The sequence below is a fragment of the Streptomyces djakartensis genome (assembly GCF_014651075.1).
GTDB classification, from domain to species: domain Bacteria; phylum Actinomycetota; class Actinomycetes; order Streptomycetales; family Streptomycetaceae; genus Streptomyces; species Streptomyces djakartensis.
This window is the reverse complement of sequence record NZ_BMWE01000012.1, coordinates 137,570-151,641: the sequence shown is the minus strand read 5'-3', so window position 1 is coordinate 151,641 and position 14,072 is coordinate 137,570. Positions and strand designations below refer to the sequence as shown.

The following is a 14,072-nucleotide window of genomic DNA, read 5'->3' as shown; positions in this document are numbered from 1 at the left end:
GCGGAGGGTTCGTCCGGGCGGCTGACCTGTCCGCCGAACGGGTGATGTCTGGGTGATGTCTAGCTGTGCCGCGCCGCCTGACGGCCGTTCAGGAACGCCTCCAGGCCGGCGAGATCGTCGGTGTTGAGGAAGTCGGCGTCCGCGGCGAGCAGTTCGGCCCACAGTGCGTCCCGGGCGGGTCCGGGCAGGTCCGGGGTCGCCCAGAACCGCACCTTCTGCCCCCGCCGGTGCGCGGAGCGGACGAGGCCCCGCAACTTCTCCCGTTCGGTGTCCGGGAACGCGCCCACGCCCTGCCAGGTGAAGTTCAGCGTCCAGTTGTCGCTGATCAACGGCATGAAGGAGGCCGGCGCCTGACTGCCGAGGTCGGCGAGGCGGCCGTCGTAGAAGGCGCGCCGGACGGTCTGGGCCGCCATCGGCGCACGGGCCGCGCGGTCACCTGAGACGACCACGGTGACCGGGCCGCGCCGGACACGGCCGTGGGAGTACGTCGTGAACAGGTGAGGGCAGCGCCTGAGATGACGGTCGAGTTCCAGGTAGGTCGACGCGCCCTCGGTCTTGATGTCGACGAGCAGCTGCAGCGATCCGTGGTACCCCCGGTACACGGAACCGTGGTTGGCCCGCACGCGTGCGGCGAGCGGGTCGAGGTAGAGGGACTCGAGCGTGCGAGCCGGGTCGAGGTCCTCCGGGTCGTGGGCGACGAGGAGCCGGTCACCGACAAGGTATATGTCGGCTTCGACACTGCCGAACCGGTGGTCCAGGGCGTCCAGCAGCGGGCGCGGGTGCTCGTAGTCGTTGTGTGCGTGGGCGCGCCACAACGGGCGGGGCCCGCAGCCGCGTTCGCCGGCCAGTGCGCCGGCGGCGGGGAGGGCGACCGGGCCCACGAGGGCGGCGCCGAGGGTGCTGAGGGCTCTGCGACGAGTGGTGAGGGCCATGCTCTGCCTCCCTGGGAGTGCCGTACGGGAACCTTGCGAGTATGGGTCCCTTTGGCTCCAAGGGGCAGGGCCACGCGGGGAGTTGGCCGGACCGCCGCGTCGCGTTCACTTCCGCCCGGGAGCGCACACGACAAAGCCCGCCCCTGGTGGGGCGGGCTTCTCCCGGGCTTCTCCCGGCCGTCGGTCAGGTGTACGTCAGGGGGCTTGGAGGTCGACCAGCCCGGCAAGCGCCTCCCGGTGGGCGCCCGCGGTGCCGTACGCGATCGAGTCGGCCTTGGCCCGCTTCAGATACAGGTGCGCCGGGTGCTCCCAGGTCATCCCGATGCCACCGTGCAGCTGCACCGCCTCCTCGGCGGCGTGGACGGCCACCGGCGCGGCGAAGGCCTGGGCGACGGTGACGGCCACGTCGGCGTCGTCACCCGTGGCCAGTGCGTCGGCGGCGTTGCGGGCGGCCGCGCGCAGGTTGACGACCTCCAGCCACAGCTGGGCCAGCCGGTGCTTGAGCGCCTGGAAGCCGCCGACGGGCCGGTTGAACTGCTTGCGCTCCTTGAGGTAGCGGACGGTCTCGGTCAGCGTCCACTCGGCGAGACCGAGCTGTTCGGAGGCGAGCAGTCCGGCTCCGGCGCGCAGGGCCCGGCGTACGGCGGGTTCGGCGTCCCCCAGCAGGCGGCCGGGGGCGCCGTCGAGGGTGATGACGGCGAGCGGCCTGGTCAGGTCCAGGGAGACCTGTGGCGTGACGGTCGCGGCGGTGGCGTCGACCGCGTACAGCCCGCCGTCGTCCGCGGGCACGAGGAGCACGTCGGCGGCGGCGGCGTCCGCGATGCCGGTCAACTCACCGTGCAGCGCCCCGCCCTCGTGCCGCACGACCTTGTACGCGCCGCCCGGCGCGACGTTCAGCGCGACCGCGAGGGCTCCGATCCGGCGCCCCGAGGCCAGTTCGCCGAGGAGTTCGCCGGCCTCGCAGGACAGCAGGGCCTCGGTCGCGACGACGGCGCTCGTCAGGTAGGGCACGGGCGCGACGGCCCGTCCCAGCTCCTCCAGGACCACGGCTACTTCGCGGTGGGTGGCGCCCTGGCCGCCCAGGGCCTCGGGGACGAGGAGGCCGGCGAGCCCCATGCCGTCGGCCAGCGCCTTCCACGCCTCGCGGTCGTGCGGGGCGCCGGACTCCGTGCGGGCGATCACTCCGGGCGCGTCGCAGTGGTCGGCGAGCAGGTCGCGGACGGCGGCGCGCAGCGCCTCTTCCTCCTCCGAGTACAGCAGGTCCGGCTGTGCGCTCATCGGGCCAGGTCCTTCCATGCGACGTCCTTGTCGGTGCGCGGCTCGGCGGGCAGGCCGAGGACCCGCTCGGCGACGATGTTCAGCAGGACCTCGGTGGTCCCGCCCTCGATGCTGTTGCCCTTGGAGCGCAGGTAGCGGTAGCCGGCCTCACGGCCGGTGAAGTCGACGAGCTCGGGGCGGCGCATGGTCCAGTCGTCGTACAACAGGCCTTCCTCGCCGAGGAGTTCGACCTCCAGACCGCTGATCTCCTGGTTGAGGCGGGCGAAGGCCAGCTTCATGCCGGCGCCCTCGGGGCCGGGCTGGCCCGCGACGAGCTGCTGGCGCAGCCGCTCCGCGGTGAGGCGGGAGACCTCGGACTCCACCCACAGCTTCAGCAGCCGCTGGTGCAGGTCGTGGGTGCGCAGCTCGGGCCGCTCGCGCCAGGTCTTCGAGACCGGGCCGATCATGCCGCCCTCACGGGGCAGCCGCATGCCGCCGATGGCGACGCGTTCGTTGTTCAGCGTGGTCTGCGCGACCTTCCAGCCGTCCCCCACCTCGCCCAGGCGGCGGGAGTCCGGGATGCGGACGTCGGTGAGGAACACCTCGTTGAACTCGGCCTCGCCGGTGATCTGCCGCAGCGGCCGGACCTCGACGCCCGGGTCGGTCATGTCGCAGACGAAGTAGGTGATGCCCCGGTGCTTGGGCACGTCCGGGTCGGTGCGGGCGATGAGGATCGCCCAGCGGGCCACATGGGCGCTGGACGTCCAGACCTTCTGCCCGGTGACGACCCACTCGTCGCCTTCCCGTACGGCCCGCGTGCGCAGCGCGGCGAGGTCGGACCCGGCGCCCGGCTCGCTGAACAGCTGGCACCAGACCTCCTCGCCCACCCAGAGGGGCCTGAGGAAGCGCTGCTTCTGCTCCTCGGTGCCGTACTTGAGGATGGTCGGCGCCGCCATGCCGAGCCCGATGCCGATGCGCCGAGGGTCGTTGTCGGGGGCGCCCGCGGCCTCCAGCTCGGCGTCCACGACGGCCTGGAGGGAGCGCGGTGCGCCGAGTCCGCCGAGGCCCTCCGGGTAGTGCACCCACGCCAGCCCGGCGTCGAAGCGGGCCCGGAGGAACTCCAGGCGGTCCGTCGAGGCCGGCGGATGCGCGGCCAGCAGTTCCCGCGTACGACGGCGCAGTTCCTCGGCGCTGCTCATGCTGCTGCCTCCTCCATGACGACGGCGATCCGGCCTGTGGTGAGGCCGTCCGCGACCTTCTGCACGGCGGCGGCGGCCCCGGCGAGCGGCACGCGCTCGCTCACCAGCGGCTTGATCGCGCCCCGGGCGGCCAGCTCGGTGAGCTGCTCGTGGCAGTGCTGGACCAGCTTCGGGTTCTTGGTGTTGTACAGGCCCCAGTGCAGGCCGAGGATCGAGTAGTTCTTCACCAGGGCGTGGTTCAGGCCCGGGCTGGGGATGGTTCCGCTGGCGAAGCCGACGACCACGATGCGCCCCTCGAAGGCGACGGCCTTCGCGGACTGGGCGTAGGCCTCACCGCCGACCGGGTCGTAGATCACGTCGGCGCCCCGGCCGCCGGTGGCCTCCTTGACGGCCGACACGACGTCCTGGGAGCGCCGGTCGATCACGACGTCGCAGCCCAGCTCGCGGGCGGCCTTTGCCTTCCCGGGGCCGCCGACGACACCGATGACGGTGGCGCCGGCGGCCTTCCCCAGCTGCACGGCCGCGCTGCCGACCCCTCCTGCGGCAGCGTGGACGAGCAGCGTCTCCCCGGCTTCCAGACCGGCGCGGCGGTGCAGACCGAACCAGCCCGTCTGGTAGCCGATGTGCAGGGCGGCGGCCTCCGCGTCGTCCAGGGCGTCCGGCGCGGGCAGCAGGGCGGCCGAGTCCGCGACGGCGTACTCGGCGAAGCCGCCGTACGGCAGTGCCGGGTTGGCGATCACCCGGCGGCCGTCCTCCGTCTCACCGCAGATCTCCACGCCCGGGGTGAACGGCAGCGGCGGCCTGACCTGGTACTGGCCCCGGCACAGCAGGGCGTCCGGGAAGTTGACGTTCGCGGCGCGCACCCTCAGCAGGACCTGCCCGTCACCGGGCGTGGGCGGCTCGGTGTCCTCGAGCCGCATCACCTCGCTCGGCTCGCCGTTCTCGTGCACGTGCCATGCCTGCATGCGGGGCCTCCACGGGACTGCGTCGACTGCGTCGTCTGACCGGGGTCGGTTCGCATACTAAGCGGTCGCTTGCCGTTCTGGGAACAGTCGGACGCGTCACGTCCGCCTGGGCCGCGCCCGCACATGCATCCGCTCCCCCTGCGGCCCGAACAGACTGAGGAACTCCACCGGGCCCTCCCCCGTCGACCCGAACCAGTGCGGCACCCGGGTGTCGAACTCGGCGGCCTCCCCGGCCGTGAGCACCACGTCGTGCTCGCCCAGCACGAGGCGGAGCTTCCCGGACAGCACGTACAGCCACTCGTAGCCCTCGTGCGTGCGCGGGTCCGGCTCCAGCCTCCGCTGCGGCTCCAGCACCTTGTAGGCCTGGAGGCCGCCGGGCTGGCGGGTGAGCGGCCAGTGGGTGCGCCCGCCCATCACGATCGGCTTGGACCGCACCCGCGGATCACCCGTGGGCGGGGCCCCGACCAGCTCATCGAGGGCCACCCGGTGAGCGCGCGCGATGGGCAGCAGCAGTTCCAGACTGGGTTTACGGAGGCCGGATTCCAGCCGCGACAGGGTGCTGACGGAGATGCCGGTGGTCTCGGAGAGCGCCGCGAGGGTCACCTCGCGCTCCTTGCGCATCTGCCGCAGCCGGGGGCCGACACCCGCGAGTACCTCGTCCGTCGTCATGGTCGTATTGCAGATTCGGCAAAGGCGTTTGTCAATCCCGTGGCACTGGAGCGACGCTCGCTCGCGGAGGTGGTCACCATGACCGAGAGGTACGCCGTCGTGGTCGTCGGCGGCGGTGCAGCGGGCCTGTCCGCGGCTCTGGTGCTGGGCCGGGCCCGGCAGCGCACGCTGGTCGTCGACGCGGGCGAGCCGCGCAACGCGCCCGCCGCGCACATGCAGGGCTATCTGTCGCGGGACGGGATGCCGCCCGCCGAGTTCCTGGCCGTCGGCCGGGAGGAGATCGCGCGCTACGGCGTGGAGCTCGTCCGGGACCGGGTGGTGGAGGTGGCGAAGGGCGGTGACTTCGCCGTGGTGCTTGCCGGCGGGCGGACCGTGCGGGCCCGGCGGCTGGTCGTCGCGACCGGACTGCAGGACGAGCTTCCGGCCGTCCCCGGAGTCGCCGAGCGGTTCGGCCGGGACGTGCTGCACTGCCCGTTCTGCCACGGCTGGGAGGTGCGCGACCAGCCGTTCGGGGTGCTCGGGACGAGCCCCAACAGCGTGCAACAGGCGCTGATGGTGTCCCGGTGGTCGAAGGACGTGCGGTTCTTCCTGCACGCGGTCGCCGAGGAGGAGCTGTCCGACGAGGATCTGCGCCGGCTCGCGGCGGCCGGGGTGGACGTGGTGCCGGGCGAGGTCGCGGGGCTCGTGACCGAGGACGACCGGCTGACCGGCGTCCGGCTGGCGGACGGTACGACGCACACCCGCTCCGTGCTGTTCGTCGCCCCGCACGCGGTCCCGCGCACCGGGCTGCTGGAACGGCTCGGCGCCGAGCTGCACGAGACGCCCTTCGGCGCGTACCCGGTGGTCGACGCGACGGGCCTGACGACGGTGCCGGGCGTGTGGGCGGCGGGCAACGCGATCGGCTTCGGCGAGCAGGTCGTGCACGCGGCGAGCGGCGGGTACCGGGCGGCGGCCGCGATCGTCGGGGACCTGCTGATGGCGGACCTCGACGCCGCCCTGCGGGTGTGAGGCCACACACGTGATCACGGGCCACGGCGATGACCGACCCCCGACGCGGCCGAGCGAGGGCAACCGCGCCGACTCCGCGATCACCGGAGCCGCCGATGACCGATCCCGACGACGGCCGCCCCAGGTGTAGAGGCATCGCCTCCGGTGCACCATGACTGCATGCTGCTGCACCGGCTGGCCCGAGTGTCCCAGGAGGTCGCCGCCACCTCGGCGCGGTCCCGGAAGACCGCCCTGCTCGCGGAGCTGTTCCGGGACGCCGAGGCGCGGGACGTGCCGATCGTCATCCCCTACCTGGCGGGACGGCTGCCGCAGGGCCGGATCGGCGTCGGCTGGAAGGTGCTGAGCCGCCCGGTCGCCCCGGCCGCCGAGCCGGGCCTGACCGTACGGGACGTGGACGCCCGGCTGTCGGTGCTCGCCGAGGTGTCCGGCCCCGGTTCCCAGACGGAACGGGCCCGGCTGGTCGCTGAGTTGATGGGCGCGGCCACCGAGGAGGAGCAGCGGTTCCTGGTCGGTCTGCTCACCGGCGAGGTGCGGCAGGGGGCACTGGACGCGGTCGCGGTCGAAGGTCTGGCCCAGGCGACCGGGGCGCCCCCGGCGGATGTGCGGCGGGCGGTGATGCTCGCGGGCTCCCTGCAGACGGTGGCCGAGGCGCTGCTCGCGGACGGCCCCGCCGCCCTGGACCGCTTCCGCCTCACCGTCGGCCGCCCGGTCTGGCCGATGCTGGCGCACAGCGCCTCCTCGGTCGCCGAGGCGGTGGACAAGCTCGGCGCCTGCGCGGTCGAGGAGAAACTGGACGGTATCCGCGTCCAGGTGCACCGGGACGGCGACGCGGTGCGGCTGTACACCCGCACACTCGACGACATCACCGACCGCCTGCCCGAAGTGACGGCCGCCGCGCTGGAGTTGCGGGGCGAGCGGTTCATCCTGGACGGCGAGGTGATCTCCTTCGACGAAGGCGGGCGCCCCCGCTCGTTCCAGGAGATCGCCGGGCGCGTCGGCTCCCGCACGGACGTGACGACGGCCGCCCGCGCGGTCCCCGTCTCCCCCGTCTTCTTCGACGCGCTGTCCGTCGACGGCCACGACCTGCTCGACCTGCCGTTCGCCGAGCGGCACGCCGAGCTGGCCCGGCTCGTCCCCGAGCCGATGCGCGTACGGCGCACGCTGGTGTCCGGCCCCGGCGACGTGGACCCGGCCGAGGAGTTCCTCGCCGCGACGCTGAAGCGCGGCCACGAGGGCGTCGTCGCCAAGGCCCTGGACGCCCCCTACAGTGCGGGCCGGCGCGGCGCGGCCTGGCTGAAGGTCAAGCCCGTCCACACTCTGGACCTGGTCGTCCTGGCCGCCGAGTGGGGTCACGGCCGTCGCACCGGCAGGCTCTCCAACCTCCACCTCGGCGCCCGCACGGCCGACGGCGGCCTCGCCATGCTGGGCAAGACCTTCAAGGGCATGACCGACGCGATGCTCACCTGGCAGACCGAACGGCTCAAGCGGCTCGCCGTCGACGACGACGGCCACGTCGTGACCGTGCGCCCCGAACTCGTCGTCGAGATCGCCTACGACGGGCTGCAGCGCTCCACCCGCTACCCGGCCGGCGTCACCCTCCGCTTCGCCCGCGTCATCCGCTACCGGGAGGACAAGCACCCGGAGGACGCCGACACGGTCGAGACGCTGCTGGCGGCACACCCTGAGGTGAAGCCGTGAAGCACAGTGCCGGTCTGCTGCTCTTCCGCCCCGCGCAGGACGGCCCCGAAGTGCTGCTCGGCCACATGGGCGGCCCCTTCTTCGCCCGGCGCGAGGAGGGGGCGTGGACCATCCCCAAGGGCGAGTACGAGCCCGACGAGTCCCCGCTCGCCGCGGCCCGCCGCGAGTTCGAGGAGGAGCTGGGGCTGCCGCCGCCCGACGGCGAGGCCATCGCCCTGGGCGAGGTCCGGCAGACCGGCGGCAAGACCGTCACCGCCTGGGCGGTCGAGGCCGACCTCGACCCGGCGGCGATCGCGCCCGGCACCTTCCGGATGGAGTGGCCGCCGCGCTCCGGGCGGCTCCAGGACTTCCCCGAGCTGGACCGGGTGGCGTGGTTCGGCCTGGACCGGGGCCGCGAGGTGATCGTCAAGGCGCAGGCCGCGTTTCTCGACCGCCTGGCGGAGCACTCGCTCTGAGGAGACGCTCCCGCGTTGCGATCCCCTCCGCCGCGCGGGAAGGTCGAGACACAGCCCGCACCGAGGGAGGTCGGCCATGCCCATCGCAACGGTGAACCCGGCGAACGGCGAGACGCTCAAGACGTACGAGGCCATGGGCGAGGAGGAGATCGAGCGCCGGCTCCAGCTCGCGGAGGCCACCTTCCGCACCTACCGGACGACGACGTTCGACGAGCGCGCCCGGCTGCTGCACAAGGCCGCCGACCTCCTCGAAGAGGACCAGCAGGACATCGCCCGGGTGATGACCACCGAGATGGGCAAGCCGATCCGGCAGGCCCGGGCCGAGGCCGCGAAGTGCGCCAAGGCGATGCGCTGGTACGCGGACCACGCCGAGGAGCTGCTCGCCGACGAGGAACCCGCCGAGGCCGACGTCAAGGACTCCGGCGCCGCACGGGTGCGGGTGCGCTACCGGCCGCTCGGCCCGGTGCTGGCGGTGATGCCGTGGAACTTCCCGCTCTGGCAGGTGGTCCGCTTCGCCGCGCCCGCGCTGATGGCGGGGAACGTGGGACTGCTCAAGCACGCTTCGAACGTCCCGCAGACCGCCCTGTACCTGGAGGACCTGTTCCACCGGGCGGGCTTCACCGAGGGCTGTTTCCAGACCCTGCTGATCGGCTCCGCCGCGGTCGACGACATCCTGCGCGACGAGCGGGTCAGGGCGGCGACGCTCACCGGCAGCGAACCGGCCGGGCGTGCGGTCGCCTCCACCGCCGGGGACATGGTCAAGAAGACGGTGCTGGAGCTGGGCGGCAGCGACCCGTTCGTCGTCATGCCGTCCGCCGACATCGACCGGGCCGCCAAGGTCGCGGTGACCGCACGGGTGCAGAACACCGGGCAGTCCTGCATCGCCGCGAAGCGGTTCATCGTGCACACGGACGTCTACGACGCCTTCGCCGAGCGCTTCGCCGAGGGCATGAGGGCGCTGAAGGTGGGCGACCCGCTGTCCGACGAGACCGAGGTCGGGCCGCTCTCCAGCGAGCAGGGGCTGCGCGACCTGGAGGAACTGGTCGACGACGCGGTGCGCGGCGGGGCCGAGGTGCTGTGCGGTGGTGAACGGCCGGACGGGCCCGGCTGGTACTTCCGGCCGACGATCCTCGCGGGCATCACGCGGGAGATGCGGATCCACCGGGAGGAGGCGTTCGGGCCGGTCGCGACGCTGTACCGGGCGGCGGACCTGGACGAGGCCGTACTCATCGCGAACGACTCGCCGTTCGGCCTGAGTTCGAACGTGTGGACGCGGGACGAGGCCGAGGTGGACCGGTTCGTCAGGGACCTGGAGGCCGGCGGGGTGTACGTCAACGGCATGACGGCGTCCCATCCGGCGTTCCCGTTCGGCGGTGTGAAGCGGTCCGGGTACGGGCGTGAGCTGTCCGGGCACGGAATCCGCGAGTTCTGCAACATCACGACCGTTTGGCACGGTGCGTGAGTATTGCGAGGCTACGATCCCGTCTGTGAACCGCGAAGTGACTCTGCCGTTGATCGTCGACGACCGCGGGACCTTGCAGGTGGCCGCGGCCGATGTGAGCAAGCTGCTTCGGACGATGGGTGGGCGGTGGCTGCGTCTGGTGGAGGCCGGGGAAGAGGGGCTGGACGAGGACACGGTCGCCGCGCTGACGATCGAGCTCGCGAAGCTGGCCGACCGGATCGACGTGGCGTGCATCGCGCACAGCAGCGGTGGCGCGCCCTGAAGGGGCGCGGGGAACTGCGCGATCAGCCACGGACGGCCCGCGGACCGGATCGCACAGCACCCCGCCGCGGCGCTAGCGGATCGGCACCCCCGCCAGCGTGCGCGCGATCACCAGCCGCTGGATCTCGCTCGTGCCCTCGAAGATCGTGTAGATGGCCGCGTCGCGGTGCATCCGCTCGACCGGGTACTCCCGCGTGTAGCCGTTGCCGCCCAGGATCTGGATCGCCTGGGACGTGACCTTCTTCGCCGTCTCGCTCGCGAACAGCTTGGACATCGAGCCCTCCGCCGCCGTGAACGGCTTGCCGTTGACCGCCATCCACGACGCCCGCCACACCAGCAGCCGCGCCGCGTCGATGGACGTCCGCATGTCCGCGAGCTGGAAGGCGACTCCCTGGTTGTCGATGATCGGCCGTCCGAACTGCTCACGTGTCCTGGCGTAGTCGAGGGCGACCTCGTACGCGGCGCGGGCCGTACCGACCGCCATGGCCCCGACCGCGGGGCGGCTCGCCTCGAAGGTGGCCATCGCCGCGTTCTTGACGCGCTCGCCCTGCTTCGCCCTCTCCCGGGCGCGGGCCAGCCGCTCGTCCAGCTTCTCCTTGCCGCCGAGCAGGCAGGAGCCGGGGACGCGCACGTCCTCCAGGACCACCTCGGCGGTGTGCGAGGCGCGGATGCCGTGCTTCTTGAACTTCTGCCCCTGGGACAGGCCCGCGGTGCCCGGCGGGACGATGAAGGAGGCGTGCCCCTTGGAGCCGAGCTCCGGGTCGACCACCGCGACCACGACGTGCACGCCCGCGATGCCGCCGTTGGTCGCCCAGGTCTTGGTGCCGTTGAGCACCCACTCGTCCTTGGCCTCGTCGTACACGGCCCGGGTGCGCATGGAGGCCACGTCGGAGCCGGCGTCGGGCTCGGAGGAGCAGAACGCGGCGACCTTGACGTCGTTCGCGTCGCCGTACATCTGCGGGATCCAGGTGCCGATCTGCTCCTCGGTGCCGTTGGCGAGGACGCCGACGGCGGCGAGGCCGGTGCCGACGATGGACAGGGCGATGCCCGCGTCACCCCAGAACAGCTCCTCCATCGCCATCGGGATGCCGAGGCCGGTGGGGTCGAAGTACTGCTGGGCGTAGAAGTCCAGGGAGTAGATGCCGACCTTGGCCGCCTCCTGGATGACCGGCCAGGGAGTCTCCTCACGCTCGTCCCATTCGGCGGCCGCGGGGCGGATCACGTCGGCCGCGAAGCCGTGCAGCCAGTCCCGGACCTCCTTCTGTTCGTCGTTGAGCTCCATGGTGAACTCGGCCATGTCGTCCCCTCCAGCGGCGGCGCGTCGCGCATGTTACTTGCGGTAACACCAGTCTGTTACCGGTGGGTAGGCCACGTCAACTCCTACCGACCGGTCGGCACCCTTTCGGTGTCCAGCGCACGCATGGGTGTTAGTTTGCGCTGGCGTCATCGAAACAGCACGGGTGGGGAGAGCACATGGACACCACGCAGCGGACCGATCAGCAACGGTCCGCCGACCGCCGACGGCGTGAGCTGCTGGAGGCCGCCGACCGAGTGGTGCTGCGCGACGGCCCGCAGGCCTCGATGAACGCGATCGCGGCGGAGGCCGGCATCACCAAGCCGATCCTGTACCGCCACTTCGGCGACAAGGGCGGACTTTACGCGGCCCTCGCCAAACGGCACACGGACGCGCTCCTTGACTCGCTGCGGGCGGCGCTGGACGCGCCGGCGGACCGACGGGAGCGGGTCGAGGCGACGCTGGACACGTACCTGACGGCCATCGAGGCCCGGCCTCAGGTGTACCGGTTCCTGATGCATCCGGCGGAGGGGGGCCAGCCGGGAGATCAGGGGTTCGACGTCGGCAAGCACAGTGCGCCCCTGTTGCGGCGGATGGGTGAGGAACTCGCCCAGGTCATCGAGGAGCGGCTGGATCTCGGGCCGGGCGGGCAGCGGCTGGCGCGGGTGTGGGGGCACGGGATCGTCGGCATGATGCATGCGGCCGGGGACTGGTGGCTGGGAGAACGGCCTTGTTCTCGTGCGGAGTTGGTGCGGAGCCTTGCCGACCTGCTGTGGGGACGCCTCGCCGCTGCGGGGGATCGGGTGGGCGGTCCGGGGTTCTGACCGTCGTTCGTCGTGTGCGGGCCGGTGGGGGCTGGTCGCGCCCACGCGGCGGAGCCGCATATCGGACACAGCCCCGCGCCCCTGAACTACTCACCTCGGCGCCAAGACGCCCGGGCCACCTGTCTCATCAGCTTGCGGTGGCGCCAGCCGGTCAGGTGGTCGGCGTAGACGCGGCCCTCCAAGTGGTCGCACTCGTGTTGCAGGCAACGGGCGAAGAAGCCCGTGCCGTGGACGGTGATGGGGTCGCCGGTCACCGTGAAGCCCTCGACCACCGCGTGGTCGTACCGCTCCGTGCCCGCTTCCAGGCCCGGGAGGGACAGGCAGCCCTCGGGACCGCGGATCACCACTCCGTCCGTCTCGACCAGGCGCGGGTTGACGACGTGCCCCAGGTGCCGGACGTCCTCGTCGTCGGGGCAGTCGTAGACGAAGACCCGCAGCGGCTCGCCGATCTGGTTGGCGGCGAGGCCGACGCCCCGGGCGGCGTACATGCTGGCGAACAAGTCCTCGACGAGCCGCGCCAGTTCGGGGCCGAAGTCGGTGACCTCCGCGCAGGGCGCGTGCAGGACGGGGTCGCCGTGCAGGGTGAGGGGTCTCACGCGGCCGTGGGTACCGGGGATGGGGGTCTGTCGCATGGCGGCAAGAGTAAGGTCCTGTCGGTCCGCGCCTTCCACACGAGTTCACCACAGAGCCACGGTTCGGGAGTGCTAGTGGATCTCGATAGGCTGAGGTCCACACCACGTGGCCGTCAGGCTTCAAGGCGCGGCGCGTACGCAAGGAGGATCGAGAACTGATGGCAGGCAACTCGGACCCGCTCTCGCCGCGGGCCAAGCTGGCCGTGACCGCCGGCAAGGCGGTCGCGGCGGCATCCCGTGCCGCAGGGCGCGGCAGCGGTTCGGTGATCGGCGGCCGGGTGGCGCTCAAGCTCGATCCCGACCTCCTGGCCCGGCTCGCCCAGAACCTGGACGTGACCTTGGTCTCGGCGACCAACGGCAAGACCACCACCACCCGGCTGATCGCCGAGGCCCTGCGCGCGGCGGGGCCGGTCGTCTCCAACGCGCTCGGCGCCAACATGCCGGCCGGCATCACCTCGGCGCTCGCGGGCAGCTCGGACGCCCGGTACGGCGTCATCGAGGTCGACGAGAAGTACCTCGCCGGCGTCGCCCGGGACACCGCCCCGAAGTGCATCGCACTGCTCAACCTCTCCCGCGACCAGCTCGACCGGGCCGCCGAGACCCGCATGCTCGCCGAGAACTGGCGGGAAGGACTCGCCGGTTCCAAGGCCGTGGTCGTGGCCAACTGCGACGACCCGCTGGTGGTGTGGGCGGCGTCCTCCTCCCCCAACGTGATCTGGGTCGCCGCGGGCCAGATGTGGAAGGACGACGCCTGGTCCTGCCCGTCGTGCGGCGGTGTGATGCAGCGCCCGGGCGACGACTGGTTCTGCGGCGAGTGCGGCTTCCGCCGTCCGACGCCGAGCTGGGCGCTCTCCGGCGACCACGTCCTCGACCCGCACGGTTCGGCCTGGCCGATCCACCTCCAGCTGCCCGGCCGTGCCAACAAGGCCAACGCCGCCTCCTCGGCCGCCGTCGCCGCCGTGTTCGGGGTGCCGCCGCAGGTCGCCCTGGAGCGCATGTACCAGGTGCAGGCGGTGGCCGGGCGGTACGACGTCGTCCAGTTCCAGGGCCGCGACCTGCGGCTGCTGCTCGCGAAGAACCCGGCCGGCTGGCTGGAGACGTTCTCCCTGATCGACCCGCCGCCCACCCCGGTCATCCTGTCGGTGAACGCGCGCTCCGCCGACGGCACCGACACCTCCTGGCTCTGGGACGTCGACTACTCGCGCCTGACGGGTCACCCGATCTGCGTCATCGGTGACCGGAGGCTGGACCTCGCGGTGCGCCTGGAGGTCGCGAACCAGCACTTCCAGGTCTACGAGAACCTCGACCAGGCGGTGGCGGCGTGCCCGCCGGGCCGGATCGAGGTCATCGCCAACTACACGGCGTTCCAGGACCTGCGCCGCCGGGTCGGCAACTGAGCACGAGACGTCAGGGGAC

Annotated in this window: 14 protein-coding genes; 7 read left to right on the top strand and 7 right to left on the bottom strand. The window is 72.4% G+C overall.

The annotated features are described in order from the left end of the window. Positions 1-59: 59 nt before the first annotated feature. The 5 genes from IE212_RS21865 to IE212_RS21845 all read right to left on the bottom strand — a co-directional run bounded on the left by IE212_RS21865 (position 60) and on the right by IE212_RS21845 (position 5,022). Complete coding sequence (locus IE212_RS21865) at positions 60-932, bottom strand: phosphatidylinositol-specific phospholipase C/glycerophosphodiester phosphodiesterase family protein (RefSeq protein ID WP_190199586.1); 873 nt, start codon at positions 930-932, stop codon at positions 60-62. A 195-nt stretch (positions 933-1,127) separates the two neighbouring features. Next, on the bottom strand, positions 1,128-2,210 hold the full coding sequence (locus IE212_RS21860; RefSeq protein WP_190199585.1) for an acyl-CoA dehydrogenase family protein: 1,083 nt from the start codon (positions 2,208-2,210) through the stop codon (positions 1,128-1,130). Further along, the gene (locus IE212_RS21855) at positions 2,207-3,388 is read right to left on the bottom strand and encodes an acyl-CoA dehydrogenase family protein (RefSeq protein ID WP_190199584.1); all 1,182 of its coding nucleotides are present in this window, start codon (positions 3,386-3,388) and stop codon (positions 2,207-2,209) included. Before IE212_RS21855 ends, IE212_RS21860 begins: the two co-directional genes overlap by 4 nt. Continuing rightward, positions 3,385-4,353: an NADPH:quinone oxidoreductase family protein gene (locus IE212_RS21850; protein WP_190199583.1), complete on the bottom strand. Its 969-nt coding sequence runs from the start codon at positions 4,351-4,353 to the stop codon at positions 3,385-3,387. The genes IE212_RS21855 and IE212_RS21850 overlap by 4 nt, the downstream gene beginning before the upstream one ends. A 96-nt stretch (positions 4,354-4,449) precedes the next feature. Next, on the bottom strand, positions 4,450-5,022 hold the full coding sequence (locus IE212_RS21845) for a helix-turn-helix domain-containing protein (protein WP_190199582.1): 573 nt from the start codon (positions 5,020-5,022) through the stop codon (positions 4,450-4,452). A 78-nt stretch (positions 5,023-5,100) separates the two neighbouring features. On the opposite strand from IE212_RS21845, the gene IE212_RS21840 reads away from it, so the two are divergent. From IE212_RS21840 to IE212_RS21820, 5 genes are all read left to right on the top strand, one after another. Beyond that, the gene (locus IE212_RS21840) at positions 5,101-6,030 is read left to right on the top strand and encodes an NAD(P)/FAD-dependent oxidoreductase (RefSeq protein WP_190199581.1); all 930 of its coding nucleotides are present in this window, start codon (positions 5,101-5,103) and stop codon (positions 6,028-6,030) included. A 159-nt stretch (positions 6,031-6,189) separates the two neighbouring features. After that, positions 6,190-7,728, top strand: coding sequence for an ATP-dependent DNA ligase (locus IE212_RS21835; RefSeq protein WP_190199580.1), 1,539 nt, complete (start codon positions 6,190-6,192; stop codon positions 7,726-7,728). Next, entirely contained in the window at positions 7,725-8,183 is a 459-nt protein-coding gene (locus IE212_RS21830) for an NUDIX hydrolase (RefSeq protein WP_190199579.1), read from the top strand. The genes IE212_RS21835 and IE212_RS21830 overlap by 4 nt, the downstream gene beginning before the upstream one ends. Positions 8,184-8,259: 76 nt before the next feature. Then, a complete protein-coding gene (locus tag IE212_RS21825; RefSeq protein ID WP_190199578.1) occupies positions 8,260-9,645 on the top strand; it encodes an NADP-dependent succinic semialdehyde dehydrogenase in 1,386 nt (461 codons plus the stop codon). Positions 9,646-9,670: 25 nt separating this feature from the next. After that, complete coding sequence (locus IE212_RS21820; protein ID WP_190199577.1) at positions 9,671-9,907, top strand: DUF6213 family protein; 237 nt, start codon at positions 9,671-9,673, stop codon at positions 9,905-9,907. A gap of 72 nt (positions 9,908-9,979) precedes the next feature. Here the strand turns inward: IE212_RS21820 and IE212_RS21815 are convergent, their stop codons facing one another. Then, on the bottom strand, positions 9,980-11,203 hold the full coding sequence (locus IE212_RS21815; protein ID WP_190199576.1) for an acyl-CoA dehydrogenase family protein: 1,224 nt from the start codon (positions 11,201-11,203) through the stop codon (positions 9,980-9,982). Between the two features lie 176 nt (positions 11,204-11,379). Here IE212_RS21815 and IE212_RS21810 point away from each other — a divergent pair, with 176 nt between their 5' ends. After that, complete coding sequence (locus IE212_RS21810) at positions 11,380-12,024, top strand: TetR/AcrR family transcriptional regulator (RefSeq protein WP_190199575.1); 645 nt, start codon at positions 11,380-11,382, stop codon at positions 12,022-12,024. A gap of 86 nt (positions 12,025-12,110) precedes the next feature. Here IE212_RS21810 and def read toward each other — a convergent pair whose 3' ends face one another. Further along, positions 12,111-12,656 (bottom strand): peptide deformylase, encoded by a 546-nt coding sequence (gene def / locus IE212_RS21805; RefSeq protein WP_190199574.1) that lies wholly within the window; start codon positions 12,654-12,656, stop codon positions 12,111-12,113. A 158-nt stretch (positions 12,657-12,814) separates the two neighbouring features. On the opposite strand from def, the gene IE212_RS21800 reads away from it, so the two are divergent. Next, on the top strand, positions 12,815-14,053 hold the full coding sequence (locus tag IE212_RS21800; protein ID WP_190199573.1) for a MurT ligase domain-containing protein: 1,239 nt from the start codon (positions 12,815-12,817) through the stop codon (positions 14,051-14,053). The last annotated feature ends 19 nt before the right edge of the window (positions 14,054-14,072 follow it).

Bases quoted from the DNA above. Each gene is read 5' to 3' on its own strand.
- IE212_RS21815 (WP_190199576.1), bottom strand. From the start codon at position 11,203: ATGGCCGAGTTCACCATGGAGCTCAACGACGAACAGAAGGAGGTCCGG.
- IE212_RS21800 (WP_190199573.1), top strand. From the start codon at position 12,815: ATGGCAGGCAACTCGGACCCGCTCTCGCCGCGGGCCAAGCTGGCCGTG.
- IE212_RS21840 (WP_190199581.1), top strand. From the start codon at position 5,101: ATGACCGAGAGGTACGCCGTCGTGGTCGTCGGCGGCGGTGCAGCGGGC.
- IE212_RS21850 (WP_190199583.1), bottom strand. From the start codon at position 4,353: ATGCAGGCATGGCACGTGCACGAGAACGGCGAGCCGAGCGAGGTGATG.
- IE212_RS21835 (WP_190199580.1), top strand. From the start codon at position 6,190: ATGCTGCTGCACCGGCTGGCCCGAGTGTCCCAGGAGGTCGCCGCCACC.
- IE212_RS21865 (WP_190199586.1), bottom strand. From the start codon at position 932: ATGGCCCTCACCACTCGTCGCAGAGCCCTCAGCACCCTCGGCGCCGCC.
- IE212_RS21845 (WP_190199582.1), bottom strand. From the start codon at position 5,022: ATGACGACGGACGAGGTACTCGCGGGTGTCGGCCCCCGGCTGCGGCAG.
- def (WP_190199574.1), bottom strand. From the start codon at position 12,656: ATGCGACAGACCCCCATCCCCGGTACCCACGGCCGCGTGAGACCCCTC.
- IE212_RS21855 (WP_190199584.1), bottom strand. From the start codon at position 3,388: ATGAGCAGCGCCGAGGAACTGCGCCGTCGTACGCGGGAACTGCTGGCC.
- IE212_RS21860 (WP_190199585.1), bottom strand. From the start codon at position 2,210: ATGAGCGCACAGCCGGACCTGCTGTACTCGGAGGAGGAAGAGGCGCTG.
- IE212_RS21825 (WP_190199578.1), top strand. From the start codon at position 8,260: ATGCCCATCGCAACGGTGAACCCGGCGAACGGCGAGACGCTCAAGACG.
- IE212_RS21810 (WP_190199575.1), top strand. From the start codon at position 11,380: ATGGACACCACGCAGCGGACCGATCAGCAACGGTCCGCCGACCGCCGA.